This window comes from Janthinobacterium sp. MP5059B (assembly GCF_001758645.1).
Lineage (GTDB): Bacteria > Pseudomonadota > Gammaproteobacteria > Burkholderiales > Burkholderiaceae_D > Janthinobacterium > Janthinobacterium lividum.
Genome location: NZ_LRHX01000016.1, coordinates 434,461 through 452,451, shown reverse-complemented (window position 1 = coordinate 452,451; position 17,991 = coordinate 434,461). Strand labels below are relative to the sequence as shown.

Below are 17,991 nucleotides of genomic sequence, written 5' to 3'. Positions count from 1 at the left end.
TTTTATAGTTGGCATACCGGTGGAAAACCGCCGGACTATAAAAATGGAGACGTGTTATGAAAATCATGACTGCTGTTGCATGGGGCGCCCTCATGTCCGCCGGGTTCGCAGACGCCTCGGCGCAAAGTTGCTCGGTGCCTGTGCTCAAGGTGCTGGCGCAAAAAAGCCTGGGCCTGACCGTGATGGAAAAGACCCTCGCCGAGTATGAAAAGAAAAGCGGCACCAAGGTACAAATCAGCTATTTCGGCGAAAACGACCGCCGCTCCAAGGCCAGGCTCGATGCTTCCACCAAGGCCGGTTCCTACCAGATCTATTACATCGACGAAGCCAACGTGGCCGAATTTGCCACTGCCGGCTGGGTCGTCCCCCTGCTCAAATACCTGCCCAAGGAAGCCGACTACGACGACTTCCTGCCGGGCCGCCGCGCCGTCGCCTCGTACAAGGGCGTGGCGTATTTCGCGCCCCTGATCGGCGGCAGCGACTTCCTGTTCTACCGCCGCGACCTGCTGGAAAAGGCCGGCATCGCCGTGCCGAAGACGCTCGACGAACTGGTCGCCGCCGTGAAAAAACTCAACAGCCCGCCCAACGTGTATGGCTGGGCGGCGCGGGGCCAGCGCGGCTCGGGCATGAATGTGTGGCGCTGGTCGCCGTTCATGCTGGCCGCCGGCGGCAAGTGGGAAAAGGATGGCGTGCCAACCTTCAATTCGCCGCAGGCCGTGAAGGCCACCACCTTGTACCGCGACCTGTTCAAGTATTCGCCGCCGGGCGGCGCCACCTACGACTGGAGCAATGCGCTCGAAGCGTTCAGGTCGGGCAAGGTGGCCTTCATGATCGAGTCGACGCCGTTTGCCGACTGGATGGAAGACCCGAAAAAATCCTCGGTGGTCGACAAGGTCGGTTATGTGCGCCCGCCTGCGCCGCTGGCATCGGCCGCCTATGGCCACGGCCTGGCCATCTCCGCCACGGGCGCGAAGGATGAATGCACGCGCCAGGCGGCCGGCAAGTTTATCGCTTTCGCCACGGGCAAGGAACAGGAGCAGGCGCGTCTGAAGGACAACGTCTTCAGCGACTACAACCGCAGCAGCACCATCGCCAGCGACTACTTCCGCAAGCACGTCAAGCCGCAGATCCAGGCGGGCCTGACGGACACCACGCCCGTCTCGCGCGTCACCATCTGGCCTAGCCCCGAGTGGCCGGACATCGGCGACAACCTGGGCGTGGTGCTGGAAGAGGTATTTACGGGCACGCGCGGCGACGTGCAAAGCGCGCTCGATGAAGCCAATGAGTACGCGACGGAAGTGATGCAACGGGCCAGCAAAAGAAAGTAAGCCGCATGCCGTTCAGCCGCCGCCCGTGAAGGCGGCGGCCAGCTTCCCTGTGCCTGACAGTCCGTTGCGAGAGTCTCTCCTATGCCACACACTATCCGTAAAAAACGCCATACCTGGCTGCCGGCCGTGTTTCTGACGCTGCCGCTGCTGGTCCTGCTGATACTGGGTCTGGTGCCCAGCATCGCCGCCATCAACCTGGCCCTGCAAAACCGCGTGCTGCGCTACAGCGACAGCGATTACGTCGGCTTTGCCAATTTCATCCGCCTGTTCGGCGACCGCCGCTTCGTCAATGCCGTGCAGGTATCGGCCATCTGGGAAGTGGTCACCGTGGCCGGCTCGCTGATCGTCGGCGTGCTGCTGGCCGTGTTCCTGTTCGAGAGAGTCAGGGGACGCACGCGTGACGTCATCGCGCTGCTGCTGATCGTGCCCGTGCTGCTGCCGCGCGTCTCGGCCGCCTTCATCTGGAAGTTTATGTATTCGCCGCTGATGGGCATCCTCAACTGGCTGCTCGAGTGCGTGGGCCTGGGCGGCACGGCCCTGCTGTCCGATCCCGCCACGGCCCTGTATGCGGTGGCGCTGGTCGACATCTGGCAATGGGGCCTGTTCTTCGGCGCCGTCATCCTGAAGCTGCTGGAAACCCTGCCCGCCGAACCGCTGGAAGCGGCGCGCCTCGATTACGCCAGCACGCTCCAGGTGTATGCGTATATTGCGCTGCCGATGCTGAAGGTGCCCATCATGAGCCTCGTGTTCATCAAGATGGTCGAGTCGCTGCGCTCGTTCGACCTGATCTACGTGATGACCAAGGGCGGCCCCGGCATCTCCACCGAAACCCTGGACATGTACGCGTATGCGCAAGGCATCGGCCTGATGGGCAAGGTGTCGTATGCGTCCAGCATGGCCGTGCTGATGATGCTGGCCACGACTGTCATCTTCACTTTACTCTGGAAGCGGGTCGCCAAATGGGAAAACTGACTGTTCGGCGCGGCATGGACCATGCCGCCACCACCGCCATTACCACCGCCATCGTGCTGGTGGCGCTGTTTCCCATCCTGTGGGCCGTGCTCAATTCCTTCAAGGAGTTGATGGATATCGTCACGCCCGTGCCGCGCTTTTTCTTCAGCCCGACCCTGGCCAACTACAAACAGGTGCTGGCCAGCCCCGAAGTGCTGACGGGACTGGGCAACAGCGTGGCCATCGTCGGCGTGGCCGTGTTGCTGGGCGCCGTGCTGGGCGTGCCGGCCGCGTATGCGATCGCCCGCTATCCGATCCCGGCCAAGAAGGATATCCAGTTCTTCCTGCTCTCCCTGCGCTTTTTGCCACCCGTCGCTGTCGCCATTCCCTTGATCTCGATCTGGATCGACCTGGGCCTGTACGACTCGCGCCTGTCGATGGTGGTGACATATCTGCTGGTGACCCTGTCGACCATCATCTGGCTGTCGATTCCCGCGTTTGCCCGCATCCCGAAAGAGATCGAGGAAGCGGCGGCGCTGGACGGCTACGGCCCTTATCATGTGTTCTGGCACGTGGCCCTGCCGGTGGCCTCTAAAACCCTGATGGGCGGCATCGTCTTCAGCTTCGTGCTGGTCTGGAACGAACTGATGATTGCGCTGGCGCTCACCTCCTCGAAAAGCATGACCCTGCCCGTGGTGGCGTCGGCCTTCACGTCGATGGGCCAGGAAGTGCCGTGGGGCGTGGTGAACGCTTCCACCGTGCTGCTGGCGCTGCCGCCGCTGCTGTTCGTCGGCATCCTGGGACGGCTGCTCAACTCCATGCTCAAACATAAATAAGGAAGGCTATCATGCAAGCACTCGTACTGGAACAGGCGCATTCCATCACCCTGCGCGATATCGACGTGCCGCTCGCCGTCGGCCCGCGCGACGTGAAAATCAAGATTCATACCGTGGGCATCTGCGGCAGCGACGTGCATTACTTCAAGCACGGCAAGATCGGCCCCTTCGCCGTCGAAGCACCGATGGTGCTTGGCCACGAGGCATCCGGCGTGGTGGCCGCAGTGGGCGCGGAAGTCACGCACCTGAAGGCAGGGGACCGGGTCTGCATGGAGCCGGGCGTGCCGCAGTTCGATTCGCCGGCCACCATGCGCGGCCTGTACAACCTCGATCCCGCCGTGCGCTTTTGGGCCACGCCGCCCATCCACGGCTGTCTCACGCCATATGTCGTGCATCCGGCCTCGTTCACCTTCAAGCTGCCCGATAACGTCAGCTTCGGCGAAGGCGCCATCGTCGAACCGCTGGCCATCGGCCTGCAGGCGGCCAGGAAGGCGGCCATCAAGCCGGGCGACGTGGCCGTGGTGATCGGCGCCGGCACCATTGGCGCCATGAACACCCTGGCCGCGCTGGCGGGCGGCTGCTCGCGCGTGATCCTGGCCGATCTGGTGCCGGAAAAACTGGCCCTGTTCGCCGGCAATCCTGCCGTGACCACGGTCGACGTGCGCCAGGCCAGCCTGGCCGATACGGTGCGCGAGCTGACGGACGGCTGGGGCGCCGACATCGTTTTTGAAGCCAGCGGCAGCATGCGCGCCTACGACAACATCATCGATCTGCTCTGCCCGAACGGCTGCCTGGTGCTGGTCGGTATGCCGCCGGATAAGGTACCTTTGGATATCGTTGCCATCCAGGCCAAGGAAGTGCGTATCGAGTCGGTGTTCCGCTACGCTAACATCTTCCCGCGCGCCATCGCCTTGCTGGCCTCCGGCAAGATCGACGTGAAGCCCTTCATTTCGCGTACCTTCGGCTTTGCCGACGGCGTGCAGGCGTTCGAGGAAGCGGCCAAGGGCCATCCGCGCGACGTCAAGATCCAGATTGAACTGGCAGGAGACTAACCATGGCAAATATCGCCTGCAGGCAGCTGCACAAGACGTATGACGAGAAGACGGCCGTGCTGCAGCCGTTCGACCTGGAAATCGATGACGGCGAATTCATCGTCCTGCTGGGGCCATCGGGCTGCGGCAAGTCGACCTTGCTGCGCATGATCGCGGGCCTGGAAGACATCAGCGGCGGCGAGCTGCTGATCGGCGGCGCCGTCGTCAACGACTTGCCGCCCCGCGCGCGCAACGTGGCGATGGTGTTCCAGAATTACGCGCTGTATCCGCACATGACGGTGTACGACAATATCGCCTTCGGCCTGCGTCGCCTGAAGGTGCCGAACGACGAGATCGAGCGCCGCGTGCGCGAGGTGGCGGCCATCCTCAGCCTGGACAGCCTGCTCGAGCGCAAGCCGCGCGCCATGTCGGGCGGCCAGCAGCAGCGCACGGCGATTGCGCGCGCCATGATCAAGACGCCGCAAGTATTCCTGTTCGATGAGCCGCTGTCGAACCTGGACGCCAAGCTGCGCGCGCAGCTGCGCGCCGACATCAAGCGCCTGCACCGCCGCCTGCGCACCACCACCCTGTACGTCACGCACGACCAGCTCGAAGCGATGACCCTGGCCGACAGGGTGGTGCTGATGAAGGGCGGGCATATCGAGCAGATCGGCACGCCGGCGGAACTGTACAACCACCCGCGCACCCTGTTTGCGGCCGGCTTCATCGGCACGCCAGCCATGAATTTCATCGACGGCGTCATCGAAAAAGAGAACGGGCAAACGGTGCTGGTATGCGCCGGCTACCGCTGGCCATTGATTTCGCCCCGCTTCGCCGCGCTGCCGGCCGGCATGCGCGTGGTCTTCGGCCTGCGGCCGAACCACTTGCGCGCGGCGCTGCCGCAGGAACACGCCGGCAGCCATGGCCTGGCGTGCGCCATCGACCTGGTCGAGCTGCTGGGCGCCGAAGCGCTGATCAGCTTTCAGTGCGGCGCCTTGACCTTGTCGGCCCTGCTGCCGGCGAATGCGGCCAACAGCGCGGCGCAGGTAGGGCAGACCCTGGCGCTGGCCTTCGACGAAGAGCACATGCATCTGTTCGACGCCGACAGCGGGCTGGCTGTGGCGCCCGGTGGTCAGTAAGTGGTTAGAATAGGGTGACCAAGACCGTGCAAGGAAACTGCCGTGACGCCTGACCTGGAACTGATCCATAAACCGATCCACGAATCGTTTCGCGCGTGGGCGCACGGCTTTCCGCACACTGTGGCGAAATGGCATTTTCATCCCGAGTACGAGCTGCACTTCATCATCACATCGAATGGCAAATTTTTTATCGGCGACCATATCGGCAGTTACGGGGCAGGCAATCTGATCCTGACAGGGCCGAACCTGCCGCATAACTGGGTCAGCGAACTGCCGGAAGGCGTGGTCCTGCCCGAGCGCGACCTGGTGCTGCAGTTTTCCAGCGACTTCATCGAACGTTGCGCGCTGCTGTTCCCGGAGATGGCACCGCTGAAAGCCCTGCTGGCCGAGGCGGGCAGGGGCTTGCAATTTCCCGATGCGCTGGGCCTGCGCCTGGTGCCGCTGATGAAGGAATTGACGACGGCGCAGGGCTTGCGCCGGGTCGAACTGTTTACGCGCCTGTTCGGCGAGCTGTGCGACTGCCGCGAGCGGCGTCCGCTGGCCAGCGTCACCTACCTGGCGCAGGCGGGCCGCTACATGTCGTCGACCATCAACCTGGTGCTGGCCTATATCAAGCAGAACATCACGCTCGATTTTTGCGAGCAGGACGTGGCCGACGTGGCGGAGATGAATACGCTCAAATTCACGCGTTTCTTCCGCAAGCATACGGGCACCTCGTTCATTCAATACGTCAACCAGGAGCGCATCGCGCTGGCCTGCGAGCTGCTGATGAACACGGACATGAAGGTCACCGATATCTGCTATCGCACGGGCTTCAACAACCTCTCCAATTTCAACCGCCAGTTTTTGGCACACAAGCAGATGTCGCCGTCGAAATTCCGCTCCTGCCTGCTGATGAACATGCCCGAGCCGTCAGGCGACGGCCATTCTTAACTTTCTTTTGGAATCAAATGACTTATCTCGGTATCGATATCGGCACTTCCGAAGTCAAGGCCATCCTCACCGATGACGCCCAGGCCATCCTTGCCAGCGCCGGCGTGACCCTGCGCGTCTCCAGCCCCCATCCCGGCTGGTCGGAACAGAATCCCGAGGACTGGTGGCACGCCACCCTGGACGTCATCGCGGCCATCCGCGCCGCGCAGCCGGTGGCGTTTTCCGGCCTGCGCGGCATTGCCCTGTCGGGCCAGATGCATGGCGCGACCCTGCTCGACAAGCAGCAGCACGTGCTGCGCGCGGCCATCCTGTGGAATGACACGCGCGCGTTTGCCGAATGCGTGGAGCTCGAGGCGCTGGTGCCCGAGTCGCGCGCCATCACGGGCAACCAGGCGATGCCCGGCTTCACGGCGCCCAAGCTGCTGTGGCTGCAAAAGTACGAACCCTCGCTGTTCCGCGCCACGGCCAAGGTCTTGCTGCCGAAGGATTACGTGGCGCTGCGTCTGACAGGCGAGTATGTGTCCGACATGTCCGACGCTTCCGGCACCCTGTGGCTGGACGTGGCCAGGCGCGACTGGTCCGAGCGCATGCTGGCCGCTACTGGCTTGACGCGCGAGCATATGCCGCGCCTGGTCGAAGGCAGCGACGCTGCGGCGCAGGTGCGCCCGTCCCTGTGCCAGGAGTGGGGCATCGCGCATTCGGTGCTGCTGGCCGGCGGCGCGGGCGACAACGCAGCCGCCGCCGTGGGCCTGGGCGTGGTGGAGCCGGGCGCCGGCCTGCTGTCGCTGGGTACCTCGGGCGTGCTGTTCGCCGGCAGCGATGGTTTTGCGCCGAATCCGGGCCAGGGCGTGCATGCGTTCTGCCATTGCCTGCCCGAGCGCTGGCACCAGATGAGCGTGATCCTCAGCGCCGCGTCCAGCCTCAGCTGGGTGGCGCGGCTGACGCAGTCGGGCGACATCGGCGAACTGGTCAGCCTGGCGGAAAATGTCGAGGCGCGCACGGCGCCCATCTTCCTGCCTTACCTGAGCGGCGAACGCACGCCGCATAACGATGCCTCCGCGCGCGGCGTATTTTTCGGCTTGTCGACGGAACACGGGCGCGCCGAACTGGCCTACAGCGTGATGGAAGGCGTGGCCTTTGCCATGGCCGACGGCAATGCGGCCTTGCGCAGCGCCGGCACGCATCTGGAAGAAGCGTCGTTCGTCGGCGGCGGCTCGCGCAGCCGCTTCTGGGCGCAGCTGTGCGCGAATGCCTCGGGCTTGCACGTGCTGCGCCACGACCACGGCGTGGCTGGCGGCACCATGGGCGCGGCGCGCCTGGCGCAGATGGCGGTGACGGGCTTGCCGCCCGCGCAAGTGTGCATGCGCCCGCCCGTGCAGGAAACCATCACACCGCAGGCGTCCGCCATGCTGGACGACCGCCTGACGCGCTACCGGCGGCTGTATCCGCTGCTGCGCGAAGAGTTCGCGGGAGCGGCTGTGGTGGCGCGCTGACGCTGCCAACAAGATTGCCGGCCTGACCATGCTGTGGGCACGCCAATATGGCCAGGCAGTCAACTTTTCCATGTAATTTGTTGTTTCTATGTTGAAAGTGTTTCTCTAACGAAAGCGCTGCTTGGTTTTTCACGGGGCGCGCCCCATGATTTCCCTATTTGGTGAGAATTGGATAGTTTTGGTGGCGTCTTTGTTGCCATCCTGTTCTTGCCGCCGGGAGAAACACATGCAACTCGCGAATCTGAAAATCTCCGTCCGCCTGGGTCTGTTGGGCGCCTTCTTCTTCCTTGCGCTGGTGTTCGTTGGCGCGCGTGGCTGGAGCGCGCTCGACGCGGCCAGTGCGCGCAGCGCGGACGCCATGCAGCGTTCCGTCGCCTTGACGGAAGCGGTCGACGCGGCGCGCAGCGCGCAGGTGGAATTCAAGATCCAGGTGCAGGAATGGAAAAACATCCTGCTGCGCGGCGGCGATGCTGCCGCCTTCCAGCGCTACCGCGAAGCGTTCGTCGCCAGCGGCGCGCAGACGCGCAAGGAATTGAAAAGCCTGCAGGCGATGATGGGCGCATTAAAACTCGACACGGCGTCCGTGGAGCACGCGCTGCAGGCGCACGACGCGCTGGGCGTCAGCTACCTGGCGGCGCTGCAAAAGTATGATGGTGCGCGCGCCGACAGCGCCCATACCGTCGATGCGCTGGTGAAAGGCATGGACCGCGAACCGACGCGCCAGATCGACGCCATCGTCGCGACCATCGGCAAGCAGTCGCACACCCTGATGGCGCAGATGAAGGAGCAGGATGCGGCCGCGCACCGCAGCGCCAGCATCGCCATGCTGGCCACCGTGCTGGTGACCCTGGTCGTCGGCAGCGTGACCGTGTGGTGGCTGATCCGCAGCATCACCGTGCCGCTCGGTGCGGCCGTCGGCATCGCCCAGCAGGTGGCGGCGGGCGACCTGCGCGCCGTGGTGGCCGACGGCAGCCGCGATGAAATCGGCGACCTGCTGCGCGCCTTGAAAGCGATGAGCGGCAACCTGGCCGCCATCGTGGGACGGGTGCGCGCCGGCACGGAGGCCATCGCCACGGCGTCCGGCGAAATCGCCAGCGGCAATATGGACCTGTCGTCGCGCACGGAAGAACAAGCCAGTTCGCTGGAAGAAACGGCCGCCTCGATGATCGAGCTGACGTCCACCGTGCGGCAGAATAACGACAACGCGGACCAGGCGCGCCAGCTGGCCGGCGGCGCCTCCGACGTGGCGCAGCGCGGCGGCGAGGCCGTGGCGCAGGTGGTGCAGACCATGAGCCATATCAATGCCTCGTCGAAGCGTATCGTCGACATCATCGCCGTCATCGACGGTATCGCTTTCCAGACAAATATCCTGGCCCTGAATGCGGCCGTGGAAGCGGCGCGGGCCGGCGAGCAGGGACGCGGCTTTGCCGTCGTTGCCACCGAGGTGCGCAACCTGGCGCAACGTTCGGCAGCGGCGGCCATGGAAATCAAGCAGCTGATCGGCGAATCCGTGCGCACGGCGGAAGAGGGCAGCGTGCTGGCCGGCCAGGCGGGGCGCACGATGGATGATGTGGTGAGCAGCGTGCAGCGCGTCAACGCCATCATCGGCGAGATCGCCGTGGCCAGCGTGGAGCAGCGCGACGGCATCGAGCAGATCAGCATCGCCATCAGCCAGATGGATGGCGTGACGCAGCAGAATGCGGCCCTGGTGGAGCAGGCCGCCGCCGCTGCGGACGCGCTGCAGCAGCAGGCGGCCAGCCTGGCCGACGCCGTCAGTATCTTCAAGTTGCATGCGGAGCCCGGCGCGGCCGCACCGGCGGGTGCCACGCTGGCCCGGAGGCTGTCGCTGGCCTGACGAGGACCTGCCCCGTGCCGCTTGATGCCAGTCAAGCGGCCCCCGATCAGGCAAATATCGCGCCCAAATTCTTATACTATTTCCTTTCCGCATGGTTCTGCGCCCGGCCGCATGGCGCGCGTTGCAAAGGAAAAGCATGTCTTCCAAATCTTGCCTGCCGGGTGACGCATGACGGCGCTGCTGCTGGCGCTGTGCCTGGTCCTGGCCGTGGTGCTGAGCTTGCTGCTGGCCTGCCAGTGGCAGGCGGCGCGCACGTGGCGCCTGCGCCATGCGACGGGCGTGGTGCTGCAGGCAGAGCAGGGCCAGCGCATGGCCGATGCGCTGGCCCTGTTGCAGGCGCTGCCGGCGGCCGTCATCGGCACAGACCACGATGGCGTGGTGCAGTACCTGAATCCCCGCGCCAGCGCCATGGGCGGACTGCTGGGCGACGGTGGCCTGGGCCAGCCCGTGACACAGCTGCTGCCCCTGTTCCATGACGGCACGCCCATCGATGCGGCGCGCCAGGTGCGCGACTGCGTGGCGCAGCAGGAAGTGCTGGAAGTGGCGCGCGGCGCCGTGCTGCTGCGCCATCTCGACGGCAAGCGCATCGATGTGCAGTACAGCTGCGCGCCGCTGGCGCAGGGCGGCGCCGTACTGCTGCTGCACGATGTGTCGGCGCGCCGGCGTGCCGAGCAGCAGCTGGAATTCATCGCCCACCACGACGGCTTGACGGGGCTGCCGAACCGGCTGCATTTCCAGATCCGCTTCGAGCACGGCATCGCCTACGCGCGCCGCCACCAGGCGTTGCTGGCCGTGCTGTTCGTCGACATCGACCGCTTCAAATCCATCAACGACAGCCTGGGGCACGACGTGGGCGACCAGGTGCTGACGGAGTTCGCGCGCCGGGTGCAGCAGTGCGTGCGCAAGGTCGACACGGTGGCGCGCCAGGGCGGCGACGAATTCATCATCCTGCTGACGGAACTGCGCACGGCGCACGATGCCGAGCGGGTGGCCGAAAAAATCGTCGGCGCCATCGCCGCCCCCTTCGTCATCGGCGAATACAGCCTGTCGGTGGCGGCCAGCGTGGGCGTGGCCCTGTACCCGGACGACGACGACGACGTCAATGCGCTGATCGAAAAGGCCGACCTGGCCATGTATGCGGCCAAGCGCCATGCGCCCGGTACCTGCCTGCGCTACGCGCCGCGCATGCAGACGCAGTCGTATTCGCGCACCATCCTCGAGACGGCCCTGCGCCACGCGCTCGAACGCGATGAATTCGCGCTGTACTACCAGCCGCGCATGGACTTGAAGATGCGCAGGATCACGGGCGTGAAGGCGCTGCTGCGCTGGAAGCACCCGGAACTGGGCCTGATGATGCCGCTCGACTTTTTACCGGTGCTGGAGGAAAGCGCCTTGATCTTGCCGGTGGGAGCGTGGGTGATGGCCACGGCGGTGGAGCAGGCGCGCAGCTGGATCGCGCAAGGGCAGATGCTGACGGTGTCCGTCAGCCTGTCGGCGCGCCAGTTCTACCAGCGCGATATCGCACGCAATTTCGCCGCTGCGCTGGAGGCGGCCGGCGTGCCGGGGCATTGCATCGAACTGGAAATCGCCGCCGGCATTCTGATCGCCCGCAACCAGAACTGCGAACTGATACTGCGCCAGTTCCGCCAGCTGGGCATGGCGATTGCCATCAGCGATTTTGGCACGGGCGACGCTTCGCTGAACTATCTGAAACGCTTTCCCACGGATGCCGTGAAGATCGAAAAGTGTTTTGTCGACGACGTGGGAAAGCCGGGCGGCGACGGCGCCATGGTGCGTGCCATCGTGGCGATGGCACGCACGCTCGGACTGCGCACCATCGCCGGCGGGGTGGAAAGCGGCGAGCAGCTGGAACTGCTGGCCGAGATGGGCTGCGACGAGGCGTTTGGCTACTACCTGGGCCGCGCCATGGCGCCCGAGGGTATCGAGGCGCTGCTCAAAAGTGGCGAAGCCATTCAGAACTGATAGCGCAGCGACAGCATGGCGTTGCGTGGATCGCCGTAATAGCCGCCCATGCCCGTCGAGTAGTAGCGCTTGTCGAAGACATTGTTGACGTTCAGGGTCGCCACCAGTTGCTTGCTGAGCTGGTACTGCGCCATCAGTCCCGCCACCGCATAGGCCTTCTGCGTGAAGCGTTCGCCGTTCGGCCCGCGGTCATCCATGTAGATATCGCTTTGCCAGTTCACGCCGCCGCCCAGCACCAGGCCAGGCACGCCTTGCGCCAGGCGCCAGGTGGTCCACAGCTTGGCCATGTTCTGCGGCTGGTTGGTCTGGATGCGTGCGCCGGCGGCATTGCGGATGCGGCTATAGGCATAGCTGGCCGTCAGTTGCCAGTCGGGACGCAGCTGGCCCGAGACTTCCGCCTCGAAGCCGCGCGTGGTGGCGCCCTTGACCGTGTGGTAGGCGTAAGAACCGCCGCCCGTGCCGATGATCCAGACATTGCCCGGATCGGCTTCGGCCAGGTTTTCCTGCTTCAGCTGGAAGAGGGCGGCGCTGGTGGTGAGCTTGCCGTCGAAGAATTCGCCCTTGGCGCCCACTTCGTAGTTCTTGCCTTCCAGCGGCGCCAGGAAGCGGCTGTTGACGTCGCGCTGGCTTTGCGGCGTGAAGATGCTGGTGTAGCTGGCATAGGCCGACCAGTGCCGGCCCAGGTCGTAGACGAGGCCCGCATACGGCGTGATCTTGCCGTTTTCGCGCATCGCGTCGTACAAGTCCGTGTCGGCATCGTAATCGCTGCGGATGTCGCGCTTCCAGTACGACAGGCGCGCACCCAAAATCACCGACAGCGCGTCCGTCGGGCGCAGGCGCAGGGTCGAATACAGGCCGCTTTCTCGCTCCTTGTCGTACGAGCTGCCCAGGCGCGTGCCGCTGTAGTCGGGCACCGGCATGGCGCCATTCCAGGCGTGGATATCCGGCACCGTGTAGTCGTAGCCAGTCAGGCGCCACCCCGGATAGATGGGGCTATTCGTCTTGAGTTCCGAGGCGCTCACGCCCAGCACCAGTTCATGCTTGCGGCCGAAGGCCTGGAACGGGCCGCTGACGTAGGCGTCGAGCGAGGTCTGTTGCGGCTTGCTGTGCCAGTTGGCCAGCCACAGCTTCATGCCGCCGCCCGTCACGCGGTCCGGGTAGCCGTTGCCGGAAAAACCCTGCAAGGCATCGTACTGGTTGCTGCTGCGGCTGACGGCCACCTTGGCGATCCAGTCATTGTCGAAATAATGATCGAGCGTGGCGAACAGCATGCTCTGTTCGCGGTCATACGTGCTCCACGCGGCCGTGCCGTTCATCGAGCGGGAAAAATGGGTTTGCGAGCCGTCGGCATAGAACATGGGGAATTCGCGCCCCGCGCCCTTGAGTTTTTCCTGCTGGTAGTTGATGCCGGCGCTGAGCACCGTCGACGGCGTCAGGTCCGCTTCGACGATGGCGTACAGCACGTCCTTTTTCTGCTGGTAGCGGTCGATGAACGAGCGCTGGTCTTCATGCGCGGCGACGATGCGCGCGCGCACCTTGCCGTCCGCCGTCAAGGGCGTCGAGACATCGCCTTCGATGCGGTAGCGGTCCCAAGAGCCCAGCTGCGCGCCGGCCGTGGCGGCAAACGCGCGGCCCGGGCGCTTGCGCACGAGGTTGATGGCGGCCGACGGGCTGCCCGTGCCGCTGATCAGCCCCGTCGCGCCGCGGATGATTTCGACGCGGTCGTAGATGGCCATGTCGTAGGTGCGCGCTTCCAGGTTCTTGCTGGTCGGGATGCCGTCGAACATGTACGACGTCACTTCGAAGCCGCGTGAAAATACCTGGTCGTATTCGCGCGTGCTCGACGAATGGTCGACCGTGATGCCGGGCGCCTGCACCAGCACGTCCTGCAAGGTGCGCAAGCCCTGGTCCTCGATCTGCTGGCGCGTGACGACGCTGACGGCTTGCGGCGTTTCGCGCAGCGACAGGTTCAGGCGCGTGGCGCTGGTCAGGCCCGCGTAGCCGCGCTTGCCTTCCGTGGTGCCGTCGCGCAGGGCGCTGGAGCTGACGGCTACTTCGCCCAGGGTCGCGGCAATCGGCGCGGCGGGCGATGCCGTGCCTGCCTTGCGCAGCACGTAGCTGCGTTCCCCGCTGGGCAGCGCATCGAGGCCCGTGCCAGCCAGCAGGCGGGCCAGTGCCTGCGGCACCGTGTAGCTGCCGCTCAGGCCCTGCGTGCGCACGCCTTGCAGCAGTTCGGCCGCCGCGCCCACGCTCACCTTCGCCTCGATGGCAAAGCTGGCGATGGCGGTGGATAGCTCGCCGGCTTGCACGTGGAAAACCGTTTGCGCGGCGGCTGGTGTGGCGGCATCGGCTGCCATGGCCGGTGCCTGCGCCAGCGACAGCAGGATCACGGCGCTGCCGATGGCGCGCGCGAGGGGAGTCAAACGGGGTGGGTGCATGGTCTTGCCTTTCCGGTGAGTGTCGTTGTAATACTCACAGGACAGGCCATGCCGAAAAAAGGGGCCAATTCTTGTCAACTATTTTTTGCGGGCCGCGATGGTGACCCAGTACGGAGTGCGGTACAGCATGTCGACGGGCAGCATGCGCGCCAGGCTTTCCAGCACGGCGTCCGTGTCGTCGAGCTGGAAGGCGCCCGACAGGCGCAAGCCCGCCACTTGCGGCTCCACGCGCAGCAGGCCGGGGCGGTAGCGTGACAGCTCCAAGGCGAAGGCATCGAGGCGCATGTCCTGCGCCGCCAGCATGCCGTGCGTCCACGCATCGGCTTGCAGCGGCGCCGGCGTGGGCAGGCCGGCGTGGCTGGCGTCGAAGCGGCTTTGCTGTCCCGCCATGAGCGTGCGGACGGTGGCCGAGGGCGCGCGCGGCGTGATTTCCACCGCGTGTTCGAGCACCGTCACGCGGCTGCTGTCGTCGTCGACGCGCACGGTGAAGCGCGTGCCCAGCGCGCGGATGCGGCCATGGCAGGTGGCGACGATGAAAGGGCGGCTGCCCGCATGATCGGGACGCGTCTGCACCAGCACTTCACCGCGGCGCAGGGTCAGCAGGCGTTCGCCGGCGCCATACGCCACGTCGACGGCGCTGTCCGTGTTGAGCACCAGGGTGCCGCCATCGGGCAGGGACACTACACGCCGTTCTCCCACGCCGCTGCGGTAATCGGCCAGCATTTCGTGGCGCACCAGCAGCCACGCGGCGGGCGCCGCCATCAGCGCCAGCAATACCTGCACGGCCACGCGGCGCTGCGGCCGGCGCAGCACAGGCACGGCCAGATCCGGCGGCAGCAGGCCAGCCGTCTGGCTCACCTGCTGCACCCTGTTCCAGGCGCGCGCATGTTCCGGGTCGCGTGCGCGCCATTCGGCGCTGGCGGCCAGGTCGTCCGGCGTGGCCTGGCCAGACTGCTCCAATAAATACCATTCGACGGCCTGGCGCGCCACCTTGCGCGACAGCGGAGGATATGGCGAAGCAGCGGCGCTCATGCCGGAAAATCCGGCGCCAGCAGCACGCATTCCGTCAGCGCCTCGGCCATGTAGCGTTTCACGGAGCGCTCGCCGATGCCCAGCAGCGCGGCGATATCCGCGTAGGCATGGCCTTCGATCTGCGCCATGATGAAGACGGCGCGCACCTTCGGTTTCAGGCCGTCGAGCATGGCATCGACCGCTTGCAGCGCCTGCAGGATTTCCACGCGCTGCTCGGTCGATGGCAGATGCTGTTCGGGCAGGGCTGCGAGCGCTGCCAGCCACGCCCGCTCCAGCGACTGGCGGCGCAAATGGTTGATCAGCAGATGTTTGGCGACGGTCGCCAGGTAAGCCTTGGGGGCGCGCAGGGCCGGCGTTTGCGGCTGCATTGGCGCGCCGGCCAGCAGGCGCGCGAAAGTATCCTGCATCAGGTCGGCGGCTTCGGCAGCGTTACCCAGGCGCCGCTGCAGCCAGTGCGCCAGCCAGCCGTGGTGTGCGCGGTAATGGCTTTCCAGCTGCGTGGCCAGCAAGGGGGAGGGCGCGAACGGACTGCCTGGCATAGTGGGGATGGCCTTAATGCAAATAAGAATTATTCTCATTTTAGCGCGGTGAGCGTGCCGATGCAATGCGCTGTTGCTGTCCCGCCACGCACTTGCCGTCACGTGGCGGGACCGCCAGGTCCTCTACAGCAAGGCCAGCGCGACGGCGGCCAGTACGGCCGCGCCGCCGATGATGCGCGCCAGGCGCATGGCCTGGTGCGGCGCGTAGGGCAGCAGCCAGATCAGCAGCAAGCCGCAGCCCGTCAGACTGCCGACCCAGTAGACGAGGCCGTAGCCGCCGCCGGCGATGTGCATGGCCCAGGCGAGGCCGGCCGCCAGCGCCAGCCAGCCGGCCCATTGCAGGCGGCGGCGCAGTGGCGCGGGCGGTTCGGCGCCGCGTCCGTGCAGGTCGGCGTAATGGCGGTCCATCGCCAGGCACAGCGAGGACAGGCCCGCATAGCACAATGCGAAGACGAGGAAATTCGCTAACAGTTCCATCACGCGGCCTCCATCGTTTGCGCCGGTTTCACAGGTGCTGCCTTGGCCGCCTTCACGGGCAGCGGTTTCAATTTGAACGCCGCATACGCGAGGCCCAGGCCCAGCACCAGCACCACCAGGTCGAAGGCGGCGACCGCCACTGGGCCGCGGCCCAGGAACAGGGTCACGCCCAGGTGCGAACCGGTCGTGAAGACGTTCAGCACAGGCAGCGATGCCAGCAGGAAGGCGCCGGCGGCCAGCTGCATGCGCCACATGGCGCGCGACGGGCGCAGCTGGGCGATGATGGCGGCCAGGGCCCAGGCGCCGAAGAAGCAGGCGATTTCCTCTTTCGGCCGGTCTTCCATCGTCACGGACAGCAGGCGGTTGGCCCAGAAGTAGGCGCCAAAGGCGATCGGGATGCCGGCGATGGCGCCGATGTTGAGCGCTTCGACCAGGCGCAGGCCGAAGCTGGCGCGCTTGCCGGCGGCCAGCGCCTTTGCCTGCTTCTGGCGCGTCTTGACGGCCCACAGCAAGGCGCCCGTGGCGACCATGGCGCAGCCGGCCAGGCCGGACAGGAAGAACAGGGCGCGCAGCAGCGGCCCGCCGAAATGCGCGACGTGCAGTCCAACCATCACGCCTTGCGTGGCTGCCGCGCCGGGCTGCGCGTCGCCATCGCTTGACAACAGCTTGCCGGAAACGCCATCGAATTCCATCGACGGCTGCTTCGACGACATGTCGCGTCCACCGGCGCGCGTCAGCGAAATGGTGGCGTTGGCGTCGCCCGGGTGGTTGACGGAAATGCGCTCGACCTTGCCGCCGCCCCAATGCTGTTCCGCCTGGCGCACGAGGGGCGCCAACCGTGCCAACGGCGCGGCCACGCCGGCTGGCTTGCTGTCGCCCGAGCGGCCCGGGAAGGCTTCGGCGAAGAAGGCATCCTGGTCGCCCTTGTAGGCGGCCGTGACGCCGGAAGGCATGTACAGGAACATCAACGTGACCAGGCCCGTGTAGGTGATCATGATGTGGTAGGGCAGGGCCAGCACGGCCGTCACGTTATGCGCGTCCAGCCACGAGCGCTGGCCCTTTTTCGGCCGGAAGGTAAACAGGTCCTTGAAGATGCGCTTGTGCGTGACGATGCCGCTGATGATAGAGACAAACATGAACATGGCGCAGAAACCCACGATCCAGCGGGCCCAGATGGCCGGCATGTAATGCAGGTCGAAATGCAGGCGGTAGAGGAATTCGCCGCCCCGCGTCTCGCGCGGCTTGGACAGCACTTCGCCCGTGGCCGGGTCGGCTTTTTCGCTATGAAAATTGCCGCGCCGTCCGCGTTTCTTTTCGCCGGGCTTCGAAGGCTTGCTCCAGCCCAGTTGCGTGGCCGGGCTGCGTTCGCCGGGCAGGCTGATGAACCAGCGCGTGGCGCCTTCTGCCCGCTCTTCCATCGCCTTCTGCGCCACGCTGGCCGCTTCCTCGGTGCTGACCTGGCTGGCGGCGGCGCCGTGTAATTCGGGCTGCATCCACAGGGTGATTTCATTGCGGTAGTAGCTGGCCGTGCCGGCGCAAAACACCAGCAGCAAAATCCAGCAGACGAGCAGGCCGGACCAGGTGTGCAGCCATGCCATCGACTGGCGGAAACCTTCTTTCATGCGAAACTCCAGGATAGTGCGTCCATCCACTGCAGGATGGCGGCGATGATGGCGGCGGGGATCGCGAGGCCCAGCCAGGCGCGCAGGGCGCTGCGCGTGGCGAAGACCCACATCACGGCGCAGGTGTAGATGGCAAACGACAGCAGGGTGGCTGTCATGACGGCTTCGGAACGGGCCATGGGCAGGCTTACCGACAGCAGCATGGTGACCAGCGCGGCCAGCACGTAGCCGCCAACGATGGCCGCCACGCTGCGCGAAGCCACGCCGAGGCGGTAGAGCGCGCCGGCGGAGAGCCGCAGGCGCGGCATTTTAATGATGGCTGGCGCTTGCATGG

At 65.6% G+C, this 17,991-nt stretch carries 14 protein-coding genes and 1 pseudogene; 9 read left to right on the top strand and 6 right to left on the bottom strand.

Going from position 1 to position 17,991, the window contains the following annotated elements; genetic code table 11:
* Window positions 1-65 precede the first annotated feature (65 nt).
* The 9 genes and pseudogenes from JAB1_RS19090 (at window position 66) to JAB1_RS19050 (ending at window position 11,549) form a co-directional block, all read left to right on the top strand.
* The gene (locus JAB1_RS19090) at window positions 66-1,328 is read left to right on the top strand and encodes a sugar ABC transporter substrate-binding protein (protein WP_225317477.1); all 1,263 of its coding nucleotides are present in this window, start codon (window positions 66-68) and stop codon (window positions 1,326-1,328) included.
* Window positions 1,329-1,409: 81 nt separating this feature from the next.
* Entirely contained in the window at window positions 1,410-2,300 is an 891-nt protein-coding gene (locus JAB1_RS19085; protein ID WP_034786529.1) for a sugar ABC transporter permease, read from the top strand.
* Window positions 2,288-3,115 (top strand): carbohydrate ABC transporter permease, encoded by an 828-nt coding sequence (locus tag JAB1_RS19080; RefSeq protein ID WP_070281393.1) that lies wholly within the window; start codon window positions 2,288-2,290, stop codon window positions 3,113-3,115. The genes JAB1_RS19085 and JAB1_RS19080 overlap by 13 nt, the downstream gene beginning before the upstream one ends.
* An 11-nt stretch (window positions 3,116-3,126) precedes the next feature.
* Window positions 3,127-4,167, top strand: a complete 1,041-nt coding sequence (locus JAB1_RS19075) for an NAD(P)-dependent alcohol dehydrogenase (protein WP_070281392.1) — start codon at window positions 3,127-3,129, stop codon at window positions 4,165-4,167.
* 2 nt (window positions 4,168-4,169) lie between these two features.
* Window positions 4,170-5,258, top strand: a pseudogene (gene ugpC / locus JAB1_RS19070) (sn-glycerol-3-phosphate ABC transporter ATP-binding protein UgpC); the annotation flags it as partial.
* A gap of 69 nt (window positions 5,259-5,327) precedes the next feature.
* Window positions 5,328-6,218 (top strand): AraC family transcriptional regulator, encoded by an 891-nt coding sequence (locus JAB1_RS19065; protein WP_034786532.1) that lies wholly within the window; start codon window positions 5,328-5,330, stop codon window positions 6,216-6,218.
* Between the two features lie 17 nt (window positions 6,219-6,235).
* Window positions 6,236-7,711 carry a xylulokinase gene (gene xylB, locus JAB1_RS19060; protein ID WP_070281391.1) on the top strand — a complete coding sequence of 492 codons (1,476 nt, stop codon included), beginning with the start codon at window positions 6,236-6,238 and terminating at the stop codon, window positions 7,709-7,711.
* Between the two features lie 226 nt (window positions 7,712-7,937).
* Window positions 7,938-9,566 carry a methyl-accepting chemotaxis protein gene (locus JAB1_RS19055; protein WP_070281390.1) on the top strand — a complete coding sequence of 543 codons (1,629 nt, stop codon included), beginning with the start codon at window positions 7,938-7,940 and terminating at the stop codon, window positions 9,564-9,566.
* 168 nt (window positions 9,567-9,734) lie between these two features.
* On the top strand, window positions 9,735-11,549 hold the full coding sequence (locus JAB1_RS19050; protein ID WP_083299816.1) for an EAL domain-containing protein: 1,815 nt from the start codon (window positions 9,735-9,737) through the stop codon (window positions 11,547-11,549).
* Here JAB1_RS19050 and JAB1_RS19045 read toward each other — a convergent pair.
* The 6 genes from JAB1_RS19045 to JAB1_RS19020 form a co-directional block, all read right to left on the bottom strand.
* A complete protein-coding gene (locus JAB1_RS19045) occupies window positions 11,540-13,987 on the bottom strand; it encodes a TonB-dependent receptor (RefSeq protein ID WP_070281389.1) in 2,448 nt (815 codons plus the stop codon). The two genes, JAB1_RS19050 and JAB1_RS19045, sit on opposite strands and share 10 nt — an antisense overlap.
* A gap of 78 nt (window positions 13,988-14,065) precedes the next feature.
* Window positions 14,066-15,019: a FecR domain-containing protein gene (locus JAB1_RS19040; protein ID WP_070281388.1), complete on the bottom strand. Its 954-nt coding sequence runs from the start codon at window positions 15,017-15,019 to the stop codon at window positions 14,066-14,068.
* Window positions 15,016-15,558 (bottom strand): sigma-70 family RNA polymerase sigma factor, encoded by a 543-nt coding sequence (locus JAB1_RS19035; protein ID WP_070281387.1) that lies wholly within the window; start codon window positions 15,556-15,558, stop codon window positions 15,016-15,018. Before JAB1_RS19035 ends, JAB1_RS19040 begins: the two co-directional genes overlap by 4 nt.
* A 123-nt stretch (window positions 15,559-15,681) precedes the next feature.
* Window positions 15,682-16,035: a DUF3325 domain-containing protein gene (locus tag JAB1_RS19030; protein ID WP_070281386.1), complete on the bottom strand. Its 354-nt coding sequence runs from the start codon at window positions 16,033-16,035 to the stop codon at window positions 15,682-15,684.
* Window positions 16,035-17,657 carry a PepSY-associated TM helix domain-containing protein gene (locus JAB1_RS19025; RefSeq protein ID WP_070281385.1) on the bottom strand — a complete coding sequence of 541 codons (1,623 nt, stop codon included), beginning with the start codon at window positions 17,655-17,657 and terminating at the stop codon, window positions 16,035-16,037. The genes JAB1_RS19030 and JAB1_RS19025 overlap by 1 nt, the downstream gene beginning before the upstream one ends.
* Window positions 17,654-17,989 (bottom strand): DUF3649 domain-containing protein, encoded by a 336-nt coding sequence (locus tag JAB1_RS19020; protein WP_083299815.1) that lies wholly within the window; start codon window positions 17,987-17,989, stop codon window positions 17,654-17,656. Before JAB1_RS19020 ends, JAB1_RS19025 begins: the two co-directional genes overlap by 4 nt.
* Window positions 17,990-17,991 lie beyond the last annotated feature (2 nt).

Coding starts and splice junctions, on each gene's coding strand:
- JAB1_RS19030 (WP_070281386.1), bottom strand. CDS start 16,035: ATGGAACTGTTAGCGAATTTCCTCGTCTTCGCATTGTGCTATGCGGGC.
- JAB1_RS19020 (WP_083299815.1), bottom strand. CDS start 17,989: ATGCAAGCGCCAGCCATCATTAAAATGCCGCGCCTGCGGCTCTCCGCC.
- xylB (WP_070281391.1), top strand. CDS start 6,236: ATGACTTATCTCGGTATCGATATCGGCACTTCCGAAGTCAAGGCCATC.
- JAB1_RS19085 (WP_034786529.1), top strand. CDS start 1,410: ATGCCACACACTATCCGTAAAAAACGCCATACCTGGCTGCCGGCCGTG.
- JAB1_RS19025 (WP_070281385.1), bottom strand. CDS start 17,657: ATGAAAGAAGGTTTCCGCCAGTCGATGGCATGGCTGCACACCTGGTCC.
- JAB1_RS19050 (WP_083299816.1), top strand. CDS start 9,735: ATGACGGCGCTGCTGCTGGCGCTGTGCCTGGTCCTGGCCGTGGTGCTG.
- JAB1_RS19040 (WP_070281388.1), bottom strand. CDS start 15,019: ATGAGCGCCGCTGCTTCGCCATATCCTCCGCTGTCGCGCAAGGTGGCG.
- JAB1_RS19090 (WP_225317477.1), top strand. CDS start 66: ATGACTGCTGTTGCATGGGGCGCCCTCATGTCCGCCGGGTTCGCAGAC.
- JAB1_RS19080 (WP_070281393.1), top strand. CDS start 2,288: ATGGGAAAACTGACTGTTCGGCGCGGCATGGACCATGCCGCCACCACC.
- JAB1_RS19045 (WP_070281389.1), bottom strand. CDS start 13,987: ATGCACCCACCCCGTTTGACTCCCCTCGCGCGCGCCATCGGCAGCGCC.
- JAB1_RS19055 (WP_070281390.1), top strand. CDS start 7,938: ATGCAACTCGCGAATCTGAAAATCTCCGTCCGCCTGGGTCTGTTGGGC.
- JAB1_RS19075 (WP_070281392.1), top strand. CDS start 3,127: ATGCAAGCACTCGTACTGGAACAGGCGCATTCCATCACCCTGCGCGAT.
- JAB1_RS19035 (WP_070281387.1), bottom strand. CDS start 15,558: ATGCCAGGCAGTCCGTTCGCGCCCTCCCCCTTGCTGGCCACGCAGCTG.